We start from the raw sequence: 18,295 nt of genomic DNA, 5'->3' as shown, positions 1-18,295 counted from the left end.
AAAAGTATATGGCTTTTGAGGAAGTGCTAAAGTGAAAGAAAACTTTATCCTGTTTCAAGAAGAAAAGAAAAATGCCCATCTCTTTTTGTGGGTGTTTAATATTGTGTGGATTTCATATGAAATTGTGTATTCAATCATACTAAAAGATTCTGGTGCGTTTGTAAGGCTATACGTTCTTATTCCAAAGTTTGTGTACGGAGTAGGATTAATAGGATTTAGTGTGTATTTAATGAAAAAACAGAAGGCGGATCGCATTAAGCATGTCTATTTGATAGCGTATATGTGTGCGGAAAGTTTTAATTTATACTGGTATGCGATGCATAACAAAGTAGCATTTGATGATGGAAATGTACTGGAATTTGTTTTCATTTTCTTTGTATCAATTTTTATGAGTAAACGATATTTCCTATGGTTATCTTCAATTATTATGGGAAAGTATATCATGTTATTTGTTGTTTTAGGAGACAAGCAAGCATTTATGTCATTAATCATGTATAGTCTTTTATTATTTGTATCATATCTTCTATTAAACCGATTTTCACAGTATCTTTCTACTATAAATGATGTAATGACAGCGACGAGGGAGTCTGAAAAATCGATGGTGATTGGAAAGATGGCGGCATCTGTTGGACATGAGATTCGAAACCCTCTTTCATCATTAAAAGGATTTACGCAATTGCAGAAAGAAAAACATGCAGATGATAAAACCTACGAATATATGATTGATGAAATTGAGCATATAAATAATATGGTAAGTAAACTCATGGCGATTGCTTCTTGTAAGCACTCTATTTATAGTAGTCAATTTATAGGAGAAGTTGTATCGAGTGTAATGAAAGAAATGGAGCAAGACATAAAAAGAAAACAGCTACAGCTCATTTATGATACTGAATCTGATCAAATAAAAATAGAGTGTGATAATCGAAAGTTAAAAGAAGGATTTTTATATGTACTAAAAAATGCGATTGAATCAATGGAACATGGTGGAACGCTTTGGGTACAGATAAAAGAGCAAGATGAAGACTATGTAATAGTAAGTATTATTGATAGTGGATGTGGAATACAGGAAGAGAATTTAAGTCGTATAACAGAGGCTTTCTATACGACGAAGAAAGATGGGATTGGTTTAGGACTTACTGTAGCTCGTAAGCTTATTGAAGAACATCAAGGGAAAATCCACATTACAAGTGAAAGAAATGTAGGAACAAAAGTCGACATTATTTTACCTAAAGAGCAGAATGGGGAGTAATATGGCTTTTGGAAATAAAGGGGTTTGCTACATGAGCAGTATTTATACATTAACAAAGGAAGAAGTTCGAACGTTAAACCTTTTTTTAAGTTTATTTTTTGTGGCTTGTTTCGTATACGATATTGCATGTTATTATGTTATGCCTAAGTTAGAAGGAGCAAGTGGTATTCCTATTCTAGAGAGGGGCTTAGGAGTATGGTCGTATATTTGTATGATGATATTAGTATTTGTAAGCATATACGTGATGAAACGAAAGAATCCGTATACTGTGAAATACATTATTTTCATAGGATATAGCATATTAGATTTCATTCATAATTTTATACTTTACTATGAAACAGGTTTAGAGTTTGATGGAGGAAATATAGTCGAGGGCTTTTTCTTTCTTTTTGCACCGATTTTTGTGAATAAGCGTTATTTTTGGTTTGTGGCGGGAGGAACGATTCTTAAGTATGTTTTAATGGGAATCGTTGTGAAGTCGTTGATTGTTCTTATTCCTATCATTCTTTGTAGTTTGTTTTCAATTATAAGTTGGATTATTTTATTGAGATTTCAATCGTATATTCGAACAATCGAAATGATGCATCAAGAATGGAAGCAGAAAGAAAAGGTGGCTATAGTTGGAAGGATGGCAACAGTTATTGGAGATAAAATACGTAAACCTCTAATAGTCTTAAGGAAACTTGTCCAAAATCAGCAAGAAAAATATCCAGAGGATGAGAATAAAGTATATAGTGAGATTATGATGAAAGAAATTGAAAGAATTGATATTATCGCAAATGATTTAATGATACTCGGAAATTCAAGGGAAAAAGAACATCAGAATCATGATATAAGAGATATTATTTCATATGTACAAGTCGTAATTGGTGAATTTGCTAAGCAAAGTGGTGTTAACGTATATGCGGATTATGATGAGAATATCCCGCTTATTAAATGTGATGAAAAACGATTAAAACAAGTATTTGTAAATCTAATAAAAAATGCAATTGAAGCTATGCCATCAGGAGGAACAATTACCATTCAAGTAACTTTTCAAGATGTAATGATCATTCGTATTACAGATGAAGGATGCGGCATACAAAAAGATAAGATTCCAAAGCTTAGTGAAGCCTTTTATACAACGAAAGAAGATGGAACTGGCTTAGGATTAATGGTTACATACAAGATTATTGAAGAACATCAAGGTACAATACAATTTAAGAGTGAAGTTGGGGTTGGAACTACGGTTGAGATTGTGTTACCGATTAGAAGGTAGATAAATACAAGTTGAAAAACCGACATAAAAAACCCCTTTCTTTTTAGGGGGGACGAGAGCATCTGGCCATGCATAGAAGCGGTCAGTGCCTTTTCCTGCCACATGTAAGGGTGAAAACAAAGGGGAAAAGTGAGCGCAACGCAGATCATATTTTATTTTGCATAGCAGCAACTGATATGTTGAAAAATTAAATTTTCACAGAAAAAAACAACTTGCATAAGAACAAGTTGTTTTTCTCTAGGCTTTTTTCCATAGGGTACAACAAAGAAAGAGCGGAGAACACGCAAAATGTCAATCAAGTGGAATAGGGTGAATCTTTAAGAAAATTAAAGATTCAGAAAATTCTCAATCGCTAAAGGGTATTTTTTTGTTACTCTTTCTTTGTAATTATGAGTTTAACATTAAAAATAAAATAAAACAACAAAAAAAAACAAATTTTCTATAAATTCGACATTTTTTTTATTGCTGTAATTCCACTTATTAGAATTCCATGTATCTATATAAATTCATTTTAATTTTTCGACATCTAAATCCTTGCTATGCAGAATAAAAAGTAACCTACACTCGTTTGCTCGTTCTGTTTTTACTTCGCATGGGGCAGAAAAAGGAACTGATCGTTTCTATGCATGGCCAGATGCTCTCTCTCACCTGAAAAGAAGGGTTTTATATCGTTTTTTTAATTGATGTATATATAGAAGGTTCTTATTCACACAATCAATGTTATGAATATATGAATGAAAAGGCAGTCCCTCGTAAGGAATCCGCCTTTTTCTCATTCTATTACTTATACATCCCATTATAATTTTACACTTTCTTTTCCCTTTTCAGCATAACTCATATCACCAACAGATTCGACTTTATATTGTCCATTCTTATAGAGAATTTTAGTTACACTTGCATTTTCCAATCCCAATTTTATTTTACTACTATCAAGTATTTCTACTAATACAGTGATCGTAAGTCCATGAGATACAATTAAAACGTTACCCCCTCCATTTTTGGCAGCCGCTTCACTAATTGTATCAATCTCTTTTTTTATACGGGCTGAAAGAGTTTTCCAATCTTCAGCCTGTTTCGTATGGTCTGTCGCTGCAATGAAGTTAACAATTTCTTCAATAGATAACTTCATTAGTTCATCTGCTGATTTAATACCAGCAGATGAACTAATAGCTTTCCACATGTTTTCAACCTTATCGCCTTCAAAAAAACCAAAATTCAATTCACGTAAGTCTTTCCTTTGTTCAAGTTTTAAATTTGATTGTCCACTATATTGTAATACCAAGTTAGCAGTTTCAATTGCGCGACCACTATCGCTACTATAAGCATCAACAAAATGAATATCTTTTAATCCATTCCCTAAACCTTTAGCAACTTCAACACCTGTTTCTACTAATGGAGAATCTGCCCACCCTTGCACACGATTACTAGCATTTAACATTGTTTTACCGTGTCTAGTAATATATAACGTAACGATATTATCTTTGTTGTTATCTGATGTATGAATACTTTCTTCTGGTTTTTTCATTAAGCTCTCTCCCTTTATATATATATATCCATTTTGATTTTCCAACATATAAGTCACGGCTATGAAGAACAAAGGGTGATCTACACTCGTTTTCTCTCTTTGTTTTTACTTGGCATGGGGCAGGAAAAGGAACTGACCGCTTCTATGCATGGCCGGATTCTCCCTCCCACCTAAAAAGAAAGGTTTTATGTCGATTTTTCAATTTGTACTTATATAGAATAAGCTATCTGTTTTAATTAAAATCTATATAGCTCTCTTCGTATATATTCAATGAAGTTATTATTACATGTTGTGTAGTATCGTTCTTTAAATATGATTATTTTAATTAAAGAATGAATAAAAGTAAATAAGTTGTCATGAAATATCAAAAAAGAGTCTAAATTAACACATTTTTTATAAAAACCTAGCAGAAAGAATTGACTTTGATTTAAATTAGATTTATATTATTATCATTATTTATATAGAATTATTATAAAAAAAGAATGGATAAAATTAAACAGTTTGTCGTAAAATGTCGAAAAAACTCTAGATTAACGTATTTTTCATAAAAACCCAGCAGGAAGAATTGACTTTGAATTATGTTTATACGAGTATTATTCGAGGGTGTTATGTACTATTTTTCCGCTAGTTTATTACAATAATCAATGAAAAATGTACAGGGAAGAAATTCAGTAAAACCTTTGGAAAATATACTTTAATGGATAGTGAAAAAAATGTCGAAAAAAGTAATAAAAAAGCTTGATTTTTCCATTTAAGGTGGTAATATTATGAATAATTCTAATTGAATTATATATTCATAAAACGAAAACTTTTAAAAGTATTCTGAAGTTAATGCGGTACTTATAATAGCTGTTTTAATCGAATGAAATTATATTGCACTACACTACGTTATGCTATCCTTTAAAATAAAATATATTAATTATTAAAATCCATTTAAAAGTAAGTGTAGGATTATTTCCTCAATAACTATTCTATATCTAATGAAATAATTTAAAATTTGTAAATCAAGATTCATATAAAGATGTTACTTAATTATATAGTGAAAGATTGAGCAAATGGATTTTGTTCTCTGGAAAATACAGAAAAATCAGAAATTGCATAATTACTTCTTTCCTATAATGAAAAAGATTAGAGAAGAGAATCACATAAGGGATTAAATATTGCAAGGATTCTTTTGAGAGGGGGTGATAAAGACTGATCGGTAGAAGAAAAGGAGTATTTAAGTTGCATATCTTAATAATTTAGTTTAACTAAATATAATCTATAGGAGGATGCCATGAATATACATTCAAAAAGAGTATTTTCGATTTTTTCAATTATAATAATTTTTATGTTTACGATAGGCCAGAGTTTGCTGCCTATAATAGCAAATGCACAAGAATTAAATACAACAGGATTTGTGGATAGTTTTACAATTGAGAAAACAAAACTACAATACGGAGAGCAGACTAAAATAAATGTAAATTTTAGTGATAAATCCGGAAATAAAATGAAGGCCGGAGACACACTAACATTAACGTTACCTCCGGAATTAGTAGGATTTAGTGGAACGATTCCATTAAAAAATGACGAAGGGACTGATTTTGGTACTTGTCAAATCACGACAACCAATGTCGTATGTACATTTACTGACGTGGTTGAGAAACTTCAAAATATTAGAGGACATTTTAATTTTACAGTTTCAGGAATGAATGTACCGACGGGAGAAACAAGAACAATCGAAACAAATCTAGGTACAAGTTTAGAAAAGCAAGCGGTAACGATTAGCGGCCCAACTGGTAGTACAGAACCTACATTGTTTTTCTACAAATCAGGCGATATTCAGCCAAGCAACACCGATGAAGTACGTTGGTTCTTGGCTATAAATAATAAAAAACAGCAGTTAAATACTGATATTGTTTTGTCTGATAACATACAGTCGGGGCAAACACTTAATAAGAATAGTTTTTATATAGCAATTCATAATGGGACTACGTCTTTAAATTTAACACTTCAACAATTTCAAGATCAAGGCTATGGAACGATTACTTTTACTGGTGATAATTCATTTGATGTCTTGATTTATAAGGATAAAGCAAGCGGTAATTCTTTTACGGTTGGCTATACAACTGCTATAACTGCAAGCGGAAAGACTCAAGAATCTTTTTTTAATAATTATAAGATTAATTACCAAATTGTTAATGAAGCCCTAGTATCAGATGAAAATAGTACATGGGTTAAGAATATAAGCATGGGTGGCGGTGCGCAAGGTGATTTACCGCCTAAAGGAACGTTAAGAATTGTTAAGCACATTGAAGGAAATCCAGAAAAATTCATCCCAAATGTTACGTTTAAGTTGTATAAGGAATCGGGTGAGCAAATCGGAGATACATATACAACAGGTGCACAAGGTATTACTGAAATTCCTAATTTAGATCCAGGAAACTACTATGTGCAAGAGATTCAAGCGCCAGACTATGTGGATTTTGACCCTCAAACAAAAATAAGCTTTACAGTTGATGCAAATGCTCAAAAGGGTGTAAAGCTGATGATTCCAAATAAGGTGAAAACCACATCCGTTTCAGGTACAAAAACATGGAATGATAACAATACACCAGATCGTCCAAGCACGATCCAAGTAGATTTGTTACGAAATGGAAATGTAATCCAAACACAAGACGTAACAGCGGCAAATAATTGGAACTATACGTTTGCAAATATACCTGCATATGATAATGACGGTAACGCGTATACGTATACAGTAAAAGAGCATCCAGTAGCAGGATACAAATCAGAAGTAACTGGCTACAACATTACGAATACAAAAGATGCAAAAATGATATCCGTTTTAGGAACAAAAACATGGAAAGACGACAATGCGACAGATCGTCCGACGATGATTAAAGTAGACTTACTACAAAACGGTAACATCATCCAGACGAAAGACGTAACAGCAGCAAACGGTTGGAAATATACATTTGCAGATTTAGCCCAATATGATACAAGTGGTGCTGCCTATACGTATACAGTGAAAGAACAACCGGTAACAGGATACCAATCCGAAGTAAACGGTTATGACATTACAAATACAAAAGTAGGAAAGACAACAGTAGAAGGAACAAAAACGTGGAAAGACGACAATGCGACAGATCGTCCAAGCACAATTAAAGTAGACTTACTACAAAATGGTCAAGTGATCAATACACAAGAAGTAACAGAAGCAAACGGTTGGAAATATACATTTACAGACTTAGCCCAATATGATGCGAATGGTGTTGCCTATACGTATGAAGTAAAAGAACAGCCAGTAGCAGGATACCAATCCGAAGTAAACGGTTATGACATTACGAATACAAAAGTAGGAAAAACAACAGTAGAAGGAACAAAGACGTGGAAAGACGACAATGCGACAGATCGTCCAAGCACAATCAAAGTAGACTTACTACAAAATGGTCAAGTTATTAATACACAAGAAGTAACAGCGACAAAAGGCTGGAAATATACATTTGCAGACTTAGCCCAATATGATGCGAATGGTGTTGCCTACAAGTATGAAGTAAAAGAACAGCCAGTAGCGGGATACCAATCTGACGTAAAAGGTTATGACATTACAAATACAAAAGTAGGAAAGACAACAGTAGAAGGAACAAAAATGTGGAAAGACGACAATGCGACAGATCGTCCGAAAACAATCAAAGTAGACTTATTACAAAATGGTCAAGTGATTACGACACAAGAAGTAACAGCGGAAAAAGGCTGGAAATATGAATTCAAAGACTTAGCTGCGTACGATGCAGATGGAAAAGCGTACAAGTATGAAGTGAAAGAACAACCGGTAGCGGGATATCAATCCAGCGTAAGCGGTTATGACATTACAAACACAAAAGTAGCGAAATTAACAGTAGAAGGAACGAAGACGTGGAAAGACGGAAATGCGACAGACCGTCCGGCGATGATCAAAGTAGACTTACTCCAAAACGGAAACGTGATCAAAACACAAGACGTACTAGCAGCAATGGGTTGGAAATATATATTCACAGATTTAGAAGCATATGATGCGAACGGAGTAGCCTATCAGTATGAAGTGAAAGAACATCCGATAGCAGGATATCAATCCAGCGTAAACGGTTATGACATCACAAATACAAAAGTAGGCGAGACGAGAGTAGAAGGAACAAAAACATGGAATGATAACAATGCGACAAATCGTCCAAGTTCGATTAAAGTGGACTTACTCCAAAACGGTAAAGTAGTAGACACAAAAGAAGTAACAGAGGCAACAAAGTGGAAGTACGCATTTGAAAATCTACAAGCATACGATGCGAATGGAGTAGCCTATCAGTATGAAGTGAAAGAACAACCAGTAGCGGGATACCAATCTGATGTACATGGTTATGACATCACGAATACAAAAGTAGGAAAGACAACAGTAGAAGGAACAAAAACGTGGAAAGACGATAATGCGACAGATCGTCCGAGCACAATTAAAGTAGACTTACTACAAAATGGTCAAGTTATCAACACACAAGACGTAACAGCAACAAATGGTTGGAAATATGAATTCAAAGATTTAGCGGCATATGATGCGAATGGCGCTAACTACAAGTATGAAGTGAAAGAACAACCAGTAGCGGGCTATAAATCCGAAGTAACAGGTTATGATATCACGAATACAAAAATCAAGGACGGAACAGTTGTAGATCCAAAACCGGATCCAAAGCCAGATCCAAATCCAAAACCGGATCCAAAACCAGATCCAAAACCAGATCCAAAGCCAGATCCGAAACCGGATCCAAAACCAGATCCAAAACCGGATTCAAACACAAATACAAATACAAATACAAATACAAATACAAAACCAGATACAAACACAGAGATAAACAAAGAATCAAACACAAGTACAAACACAGAGATAAACAAAGAATCAAACACAAGTACAAACACAGAGATAAACAAGGAATCAAACACAAGTACAAACACAGAGATAAACAAGGAATCAAACACAAGTACAAACACAGAGATAAACAAGGAATCAAACACAAGTACAAACACAGAGATAAATAAAGAATCGAACACAAATACAAATAACGATTCAAAAGTTCCACCGACTAAAGGAAGCGATAAGAAGACAGCATTACTTCCTAAAACAGGAGGAACACCAACGGGATTTATTTCAATGTCTGTAGGTATGTTGTTGTTAGTCTTTGGGGTAATCTTATTCCGTCGTCAACGAGGTTAATAAAAAAATAAATCATTCATGGTACTACGATACTAGTATTATAGTCATTAAGTAAAAAAACATGCCAGGTGCTGACAAGCGCTTGGCATGTTTTTATTACATATGGAATACAAGTTTTTGTGATGCAGCATAAAATACGACCTGCACCCGCATTCTCCCTTTGTTTTCATCCTAGCAGGCGACAGAAAAAGACCATGACCGCTTCATGCATGGCAAATGCTAAAAAGAAAGGGATTTTTAGGTCAGCTTTTTAACTTGTATTTATATAGATATGAAGAAGGCAGTTTTGTATTCGTTGCAAAAGATATTGTAGGATGAAGAAGAAGGAGTTTGGGGCTCTTTAGAAGGTTGTCGGTTTGTATTAGGGATTCCACGAGATTTTCTTATATGTCAGAAGTGCAAAAAATTGAAATCTATATAGATCTCTCTCTCCTTGTAAATATATTCAATGAAGTTGTTATTACATGTTATGTAGTATGGTTATTTAAACATAATTATTATAATTAAAGAATAAGTGAAAGTAAATAAGTTGTCAAAAAATGTCGAAAAAGATTATAAATTAACGCATTTTTTATAAAAATAAAGCAGAAAGAATTGACTTTGAATTGCATTTATATTAGTATCATTATCTAGATAGAATAATTCTAATTAGAGAATGAATAAAAATGAATTATTTGTCATAAAATGTCAAAAAAAGTAAAAAAAGCTTGCTTTTTTTATTCAAGGTGATAATATTATGAATGCTTCAAATTGAATTATATATTCCTAAAATGAAAAATTTTAAAAGTTTTCTAAAGTTAATGCGGCATTTATAATAATTGTTTTAACCGCATCATGCTACATACTCCTCTTACTTAATAGTTAAAACCCTATTACCTTTAAAGCATATACATTTTTAGTAAAATAGAGTGAAATTATATTGCACTACACTATATTGCGTTATGATATCCTTTAAAATTTAATATAATAATTACTAGATTTTATTTAAAAGTAAATGTGGTGTTATTTTCGAAAAACTATCCTATACCTAATGAAAAAATTAAAGATTTGTAAATCAAGATTCATATAAAGATTTTACTTAATTATCTAGTAATAGATTGAGAAGATGAATTTTTGGGTTTTGAGAATACAGAAAAATCAGAAATTCAATAATTGTTTCTTTCCTATAATGAAAAATTGACTGTATATGATTGGGGAAGAGGATTATATAAATGATTAAATGTTGCAAGGATTCTTTTGAGAGAGGTGATAAAGACTGAGTGATTGAAGAAAAGGAGTATTCAAATTAAGTTAAATATTTTAATGATACAGTTTAACTAAATATAATCTACAGGAGGGTGCCATGAATATACACTCAAAAAGAGTATTTTCGATTTTTTCAATTATAATGATTTTTATGTTTACTATAGGCCAGAGTTTGCTGCCTATAATAGCAAAAGCACAAGAATTAAATACAAGTAGATTTGTTGATAGTTTCACGTTCGACAAAACGGTTCTAGATTATGGGGAACGATCGGGAATAAGAGTTGATTTTAGTGATAAATCTGGAAATCAAATGAAGGCTGGAGACACACTAACATTAACGTTACCTGCAGAGTTAGCGGGATATGGTAGAACGATTGACTTAAAGAACGATGCAGGTGTTAGTTTTGGTACTTGCCAAGTAACGACAACTAATGTTGTATGTACATTTAATGATACAGTTGAGAAACTTCAAAATATTAGAGGCTATTTGTATTTTGAATTTAAAGCAACTAATAATGTAGGAACGAATCAAATGATAACAGTTGATACAAATCTAGGTACAGATTTAGAGAAACAAACGGTAACAATTAAAGGTCCAACTGGGGGAACGGGTACAACAACATTTACCTACAAAACAGGGCAAATTTACCCAGATAGTCCAAATGAAATTAAGTGGCAGCTGAATGTAAACACGACTGGTACGAAAGAGTTAAGTTCTGATGTTATTTTGACTGATACTTTACGATCGGGTCAAACACTTAAGCAGGAAGGCTTTACTATAATTGTTGGAAGTGAGAGTTTAACACCACAACAATTTATGGATAAAGGCTATGGAACGATTGCGTTTAACGGTAACTCTTTCGATATTAGAGGCTATAAGGATTATGTAAGTAAGAAGTATTTCGGTATGCATTATAGCTCGGTTATAACTGAAAGTGGAATGAACGAAGAATATTTGTATAATGATTATACAATTAGTTACCAAATTTTAAATGAGCCGCCGGTAACCGTTTCAAAGAATGCAATGGCTAAAAATATAAACGCGGGTGGCGGTGCACAAGGTGATTTACCACCTAAAGGAACGTTAAGAATTGTTAAGCACATTGAAGGAAACCCAGAAAAATTCATCCCAAATGTTACGTTTAAGTTGTATAAGGAATCGGGTGAGCAAATCGGAGATACATATACAACAGGTGCACAAGGTATTACTGAAATTTCTAATCTAGATTCAGGAAATTACTATGTGCAAGAGATTAAAGCTCCAGATTATGTGGATTTTGATCCTCAAACAAAAATAAACTTTACAGTTGATGCAAATGCTGAAAAAGGTGTAAAGCTTAAGATTCCGAATAAGGTGAAAACGACATCTGTTTCAGGCACAAAAACATGGAATGATAACAATGCGACAGATCATCCAAGCACAATCAAGGTAGACTTACTGCAAAATGGCAACGTAATCCAAACGCAAGATGTAACAGCAGCAAATGGTTGGAACTATACGTTTGCAAATGTACCTGCGTATGATAATGACGGTAATGCCTATACGTATACAGTAAAAGAACAACCAGTAGATGGGTATAAATCCGAAGTAACTGGTTATAACATTACGAATACAAGAAAAGTAACAGTAGAAGGAACAAAAACGTGGAAAGACGACAATGCGACAGATCGTCCAAAAACGATTCAAGTAGACTTACTACAAAATGGTCAAAAGATTGACACGAAAGAAGTAACAGCGGCAGATGGCTGGAAATATGAATTCAAAGACTTAGCGGCATATGATGCGAATGGAAAAGCGTATAAGTATGAGGTGAAAGAACAACCAGTAGCAGGATATCAATCCGAAGTAACAGGTTATGACATTACGAATACAAAAGTAGGAAAGACAACAGTAGAAGGAACAAAGACATGGAAAGACGACAATGCGATAGATCGTCCGAAAACGATTCAAGTAGACTTACTACAAAATGGTCAAAAGATTGACACGAAAGAAGTAACAGAAGCAAACAATTGGAAATATACATTTGCAGATTTATCACAATATGATGCGAATGGAGTAGCCTATAGATATGAAGTGAAAGAACAACCAGTAGCAGGATATCAATCCGAAGTAACAGGTTATGACATCACGAATACAAAAGTAGGAAAAGTAACAGTAGAAGGAACAAAGACGTGGAAAGGCGACAATGCGACAAATCGTCCGAAAACGATTCAAGTAGATTTACTACAAAATGGTCAAAAGATTGACACGAAAGAAGTAACAGAGGCAAGTGGTTGGAAATATGCATTTGCAGATTTAGCGGCATACGATGCGAATGGAGTAGCTTACACGTATACAGTGAAAGAACAACCAGTAGCGGGATATCAATCCGAAGTAACAGGTTATGATATCACGAATACAAAAATCAAGGATGGAACAGTTGTAGATCCAGGTAAAGATCCAAACAAGGATCCGAACAAAGATTCAAATAAAGAACCAAATAAAGATCCAAACAAGGATCCGAACAAAGATTCAAATAAAGAACCAAATAAAGATCCAAACAAGGATCCGAACAAAGATTCAAATAAAGAACCAAATAAAGATCCAAACAAGGATCCGAACAAAGATCCGAACAAAGATCCAAACAAAGAACCGAACAAAGATCCAAACAAGGATCCGAACAAAGATCCAAACAAAGAACCGAACAAAGATCCAAACAAAGATTCAAACAAAGATTCAAACAAAGATTCAAACACGAATCCAAACAAAGATCCAAACAAAGAACCGAACAAAGATTCAAACACGAATCCAAACAAAGATCCGAACAAAGATTCAAACAAAGATCCGAACAAAGATTCAAACACGAATCCAAACAAAGATCCAAACAAAGAACCGAACAAAGATTCAAACACGAATCCAAACAAAGATCTAAACAAAGATCTAAACAAAGATCCGAACAAAGATTCAAACAAAGAATCAAATAAAGATCCAAATACAAACAAAATTACAATCAAAGAATCAAGCACAAATACACATACAAACATAGATGTAAACAAGGATTCAAATACACATACAAACACAGATGTAAACAAGGATTCAAACACACATACAAACACACATACAAACACAAGTGCAAATAACGATTCAAAAGTTCCACCTACTAAAGAAAATGATAAAACGACAGCGTTACTTCCTAAAACAGGGGGAACACCAACGGAAGTTATTTCGATACTTGTAGGTATGTTGTTGTTAGTCTGTGGAGTATTCTTATTTGGCCGTCAACGAGGTCAATAAAAAAACATGCCAAATGCTGAAAAGCACTTGGCATGTTTTTTATTATATATCGAATACAAGTCTTGATGGTGAAGTATACTTGAATAAAATTTTATGTTTTCAAAAGGGAATGTCGGACTTTCTTTTGTAATTGCACTCTATATAGATCCCTAGTAAATATATATTCCATGAAGTTGATAGTACATGTTGTGTAATATGTTTCCTTACGTATCATCATTTTAATCTAATAATTAATGGAAGTACATAGAATGTCGTGAAATGTCGAAAAAACTTTTGGATTAATACATTTTTTATAAAAACAAAGCAGAAAGAATTGACTTTGAATTGGCTTTATATTAACATCATCAAGTGTGTTATTTCCATTCTTTATTGTCTATTATAGTAATCGATGAAGAATGTAAAGGGAAGAAATTCAGTGAAATTAAAAATATCCTCTAATGTATAGTAATTATTTTGTCGAGAAAATAATGAAATTCTTGGTTTTTTATTCGAGGTGATAATATTATAAATATCTTAAATTGAAATCTATATTCAGAAAATGGGAATTTATAATATTGTTCTGAAGTTAATGCGACACTACTAATAATTGTTTTTATCGAGTCACGATATATACTCCTCTTGCTTAATAGTGAAAATTCTACAATATTGCCTTTAAAGCATATGCATTTTTGTAAAATAGAATCAAATTATATTCTACCACGCTACGTTATACTATTCTTTAAAGTAATATATAATAATTATTAAATACCGTTTAAAAGTGAAGACGGTGTTATTTCCCAAATTACTATTCTATATTTAATGAAAAAATTTAAAATTTGTAAATCAAGGTTCATATAAAGATTTTACTTAATTATTCTAATAGATTTGTTAGGTTAAGCAAGTGAAATATGTTTTTAAAATACAGAAAATTACAAATATAGGAATAACTTCGCTCCAATAATGAAAAATGAGCTGTATATTATTTGAGAAGAAGATTACATAAATAGTTCAATACCACAATAGTTCTTTTGAGAGAGGTGATACAGACTTACGTGAAGCCTTATGGATTGGTTGAAGAAAAGGAATATTCAAATTGAGTTAAATATCGCGATAATGCGATATGACTATAAATATAACCTACAGGAGGATGCTATGAATATACATTCAAAAAAAGTATTTTCGATTTTTTCAATTATAATGATTTTAATGTTTACTATAGGCCAGAGTTTAATGCCTATAATAGCGAATGCACAAGAGTTAAGTACAACAGGATTTGTGGATAGTTTTACGATTGATAAAACGAAACTAAAATACGGAGAACAGGCTAAAATAAATGTAACTTTTAGTGATAAATCTGGAAATAAGATGAAGTCTGGAGACACACTAACGTTAACACTGCCTCCGGAATTAACAGGATTTAATGGGACGATTCCATTAAATGATGAGCAAGGTAATAATTTTGGTACTTGTAAAGTAAGTACAGGTAATGTGATATGCACATTTAATGATATGGTTGAGAAACTTCACAATATTAGAGGGCATTTTAATTTTACAGTTCAAGCTAGTAATGTAGGAACGGATCAAACGAAAGATGTTGCAACAAATTTAGGGACAACTTTAGATAAGCAAACTGTAACGATTGCTGGTCCAACCAGTGGTGGTGGTACAGGCTCTAAACCGTTTTTCTATAAAACTGGTGATATTCAACCAAACAACACTAATGAAGTGCGTTGGTTCTTGAATATAAACTTAAACAAAGAATATTTAAATAGAGATATTGTTGTGTCTGATAGTTTACAGGAAGGTCAAACACTTAATAAAGATAGTTTTCGGATAACAGTTAATGACAGAGAAACTTTAACTATTAAACAATTTGAAGAGCAACGTTATGGATATGTTCAGTTTAATGACGACGGTCATTCATTTAAAGTCGTGATTAACTGGTCTATGGGAAGTGCTAGATCTTTTACTGTTTCTTATACGAGTACTATAACGGAAAGCGGAAAGAGCCAAGAATCTTTTAATAATGATTATAAGATCGATTATCAAATTCTATACAAACAACCGGTTTCTGAGTCGGGTAGTGCCAAAGTCAACAATATAACATCTGACGGTGGTGCTCAAGGTGATTTACCTCCTAAAGGAACGTTAAGAATTGTTAAGCATCTTGAAGGTGATGAAGAAAAAGTAATATCGAATGTCTCGTTTAAGCTGTATAAAGAGTCAGGTGAACAAGTTGGAGATGTATATGTAACGGATGAAAAAGGGATAATTGAAATTCCTAATTTACAACCAGGTAAATACTATGTGCAAGAAGTTTCAGCTCCAGACTATATTGATTTCGATCCTCAGACAAAAGTAAGTTTTGAAGTGAAATCAAATACTGTAAACGGAGTTAAATTACCGATTTCGAATAAAGTGAAATCTACATCCATTACAGGAACAAAAACATGGAAAGGTGATAATGCGACAGATCGTCCGAAAACAATCAAAGTAGACTTATTACAAAATGATCAGGTCATCAATACACAAGAAGTAAGTGAAGCAAGCGGTTGGAAATATGAATTCAAAGATTTAGCTGCGTATGATGCAAACGGCAAAGCATATAAGTATGAAGTAAAAGAACAACCAGTAGATGGATATAAATCAGAAGTAAATGGTTATGACATTATAAATACAAAAGTGGTCCAAACAACAAAAGTAGAAGGAACAAAAACGTGGAAAGACGATAATGCGACAGATCGTCCGAAAACGATTAAAGTAGACTTACTACAAAATGGTCAGGTCATCAATACACAAGAAGTAAGTGAAGCAAGCGGTTGGAAATATGAATTCAAAGATTTAGCTGCGTACGATGCAAACGGCAAAGCGTACAAGTATGAAGTAGAAGAACAACCGGTAGCAGGATACAAATCGGAAGTAAATGGCTATGACATCACGAATACAAAGGTTGGTCAAACGAAAGTAGAAGGAACAAAGACGTGGAAAGACGACAATGCGACAGATCGTCCAAGCACAATTCAAGTAGACTTACTGCAAAATGGTCAAGTGATTACGACACAAGAAGTAACAGCGGAAAAAGGCTGGAAATATGAATTCAAAGACTTAGCTGCGTATGATGCAGACGGCAAAGCATATAAGTATGAAGTAAAAGAACAACCGGTAGCAGGATATAAATCAGAAGTAAATGGCTACAACATTACAAACACAAAAATAGCGGAATTAACAGTAGAAGGAACGAAGACGTGGAAAGACGGAAATGCAACAGACCGTCCGGCAATGATCAAAGTAGACTTACTACAAAACGGAAATGTGATCAAAACACAAGACGTACTAGCAGTAATGGGTTGGAAATATATATTCGCGGATTTAGAAGTATATGATGCGAATGGAGTAGCGTACAAGTATGAAGTGAAAGAACAACTAGTAGCGGGATACCAATCCAGCGTAAGTGGTTATGACATCACAAATACAAAAGTAGGCGAAATGAAAGTAGAAGGAACAAAGACTTGGAACGATAACAATGCAACAAATCGCCCAGGCTCGATTCAAGTAGATTTACTACAAAACGGTAAAGTAGTAGACACAAAAGAAGTAACAGAGGCAACAAATTGGAAGTACACATTTGAAAATCTACAAGCATACGATGCGAATGGAATAGCTTACACGTATACAGTGAAAGAACAACCAGTAGCTGGATATCAATCTGAAGTCAAAGGTTATGACATCACAAATACAAAAGTAGGCGAAACGAAAGTAGAAGGAACAAAAGCATGGAAAGACGACAATGCGACAGATCGTCCGAGCACAATTAAAGTAGACTTACTACAAAATGGTCAGGTCATCAACACACAAGAAGTAAGTGAAGCAAGCGGTTGGAAATATGAATTCAAAGATTTAGCAGCATACGATGCAGATGGCACTGCTTACAAGTATGAAGTAAAGGAACAACCAGTAGATGGTTACAAAACAGAAGTACACGGTTATGACATTACAAACACAAAAGTAGGTCAAACAAAAGTAGAAGGAACAAAGACGTGGAAAGACGACAATGCGACAGATCGTCCGAAAACAATCAAAGTAGACTTACTACAAAATGGTCAAGTGATTACAACGCAAGAAGTAACAGCGGAAAAAGGCTGGAAATATGAATTCAAAGACTTAGCTGCGTACGATGCAAACGGCAAAGCATATAAGTATGAAGTAAAAGAACAGCCAGTAGATGGATATAAATCAGAAGTAAAAGGCTATGACATTACGAATACAAAAATTAAGGACGAAACAGTTGTAGATCCAGGCAAAGATCCAAATAAGGATCCAAACGAAGATCCAAACAAAGATCCAAACAAAGATCCAAACAAGGATCCAAACAAAGATCCGAACAAAGATCCAAACAAAGATCCGAACAAAGATCCAAACAAAGATCCAAATAAGAATCCAAACACAGGTACAGAAACAGGTACAACTACAAATACCGGTACAGAAACGGGAACAGGTACAGAAACAGGTACAACTACAAATACCGGTACAGAAACGGGAACAGGTAC

Annotated in this window: 6 protein-coding genes; 5 read left to right on the top strand and 1 reads right to left on the bottom strand. The window is 33.5% G+C overall.

The genetic code is table 11. From position 1 onward, the window contains the following. The first annotated feature begins 31 nt into the window (after positions 1 to 31). Complete coding sequence (locus ACIQ7L_RS09390; RefSeq protein ID WP_400568482.1) at positions 32 to 1,249, top strand: ATP-binding protein; 1,218 nt, start codon at positions 32 to 34, stop codon at positions 1,247 to 1,249. Between the two features lie 31 nt (positions 1,250 to 1,280). Beyond that, complete coding sequence (locus tag ACIQ7L_RS09385; protein WP_400568480.1) at positions 1,281 to 2,507, top strand: ATP-binding protein; 1,227 nt, start codon at positions 1,281 to 1,283, stop codon at positions 2,505 to 2,507. A 796-nt stretch (positions 2,508 to 3,303) separates the two neighbouring features. Here ACIQ7L_RS09385 and ACIQ7L_RS09380 read toward each other — a convergent pair. Continuing rightward, positions 3,304 to 4,032, bottom strand: coding sequence for a histidine phosphatase family protein (locus ACIQ7L_RS09380; RefSeq protein ID WP_400568622.1), 729 nt, complete (start codon positions 4,030 to 4,032; stop codon positions 3,304 to 3,306). 1,276 nt (positions 4,033 to 5,308) lie between these two features. Here ACIQ7L_RS09380 and ACIQ7L_RS09375 point away from each other — a divergent pair. The 3 genes from ACIQ7L_RS09375 to ACIQ7L_RS09365 all read left to right on the top strand — a co-directional run. Continuing rightward, positions 5,309 to 9,250, top strand: a complete 3,942-nt coding sequence (locus ACIQ7L_RS09375) for a Cna B-type domain-containing protein (RefSeq protein WP_400568477.1) — start codon at positions 5,309 to 5,311, stop codon at positions 9,248 to 9,250. 1,342 nt (positions 9,251 to 10,592) lie between these two features. Beyond that, positions 10,593 to 13,769, top strand: a complete 3,177-nt coding sequence (locus ACIQ7L_RS09370; protein ID WP_400568475.1) for a Cna B-type domain-containing protein — start codon at positions 10,593 to 10,595, stop codon at positions 13,767 to 13,769. A gap of 1,131 nt (positions 13,770 to 14,900) precedes the next feature. Next, on the top strand, positions 14,901 to 18,295 hold a 3,395-nt coding region (locus ACIQ7L_RS09365), incomplete at its 3' end, for a Cna B-type domain-containing protein (protein WP_400568474.1).

It is taken from the genome of Bacillus sp. NPDC094106 (genome assembly GCF_044764345.1).
In the GTDB taxonomy this organism is placed as follows: domain Bacteria; phylum Bacillota; class Bacilli; order Bacillales; family Bacillaceae_G; genus Bacillus_A.
Note: the sequence above shows the minus strand (reverse complement) of the source record. Positions and strands in the feature narration are given on the sequence as shown.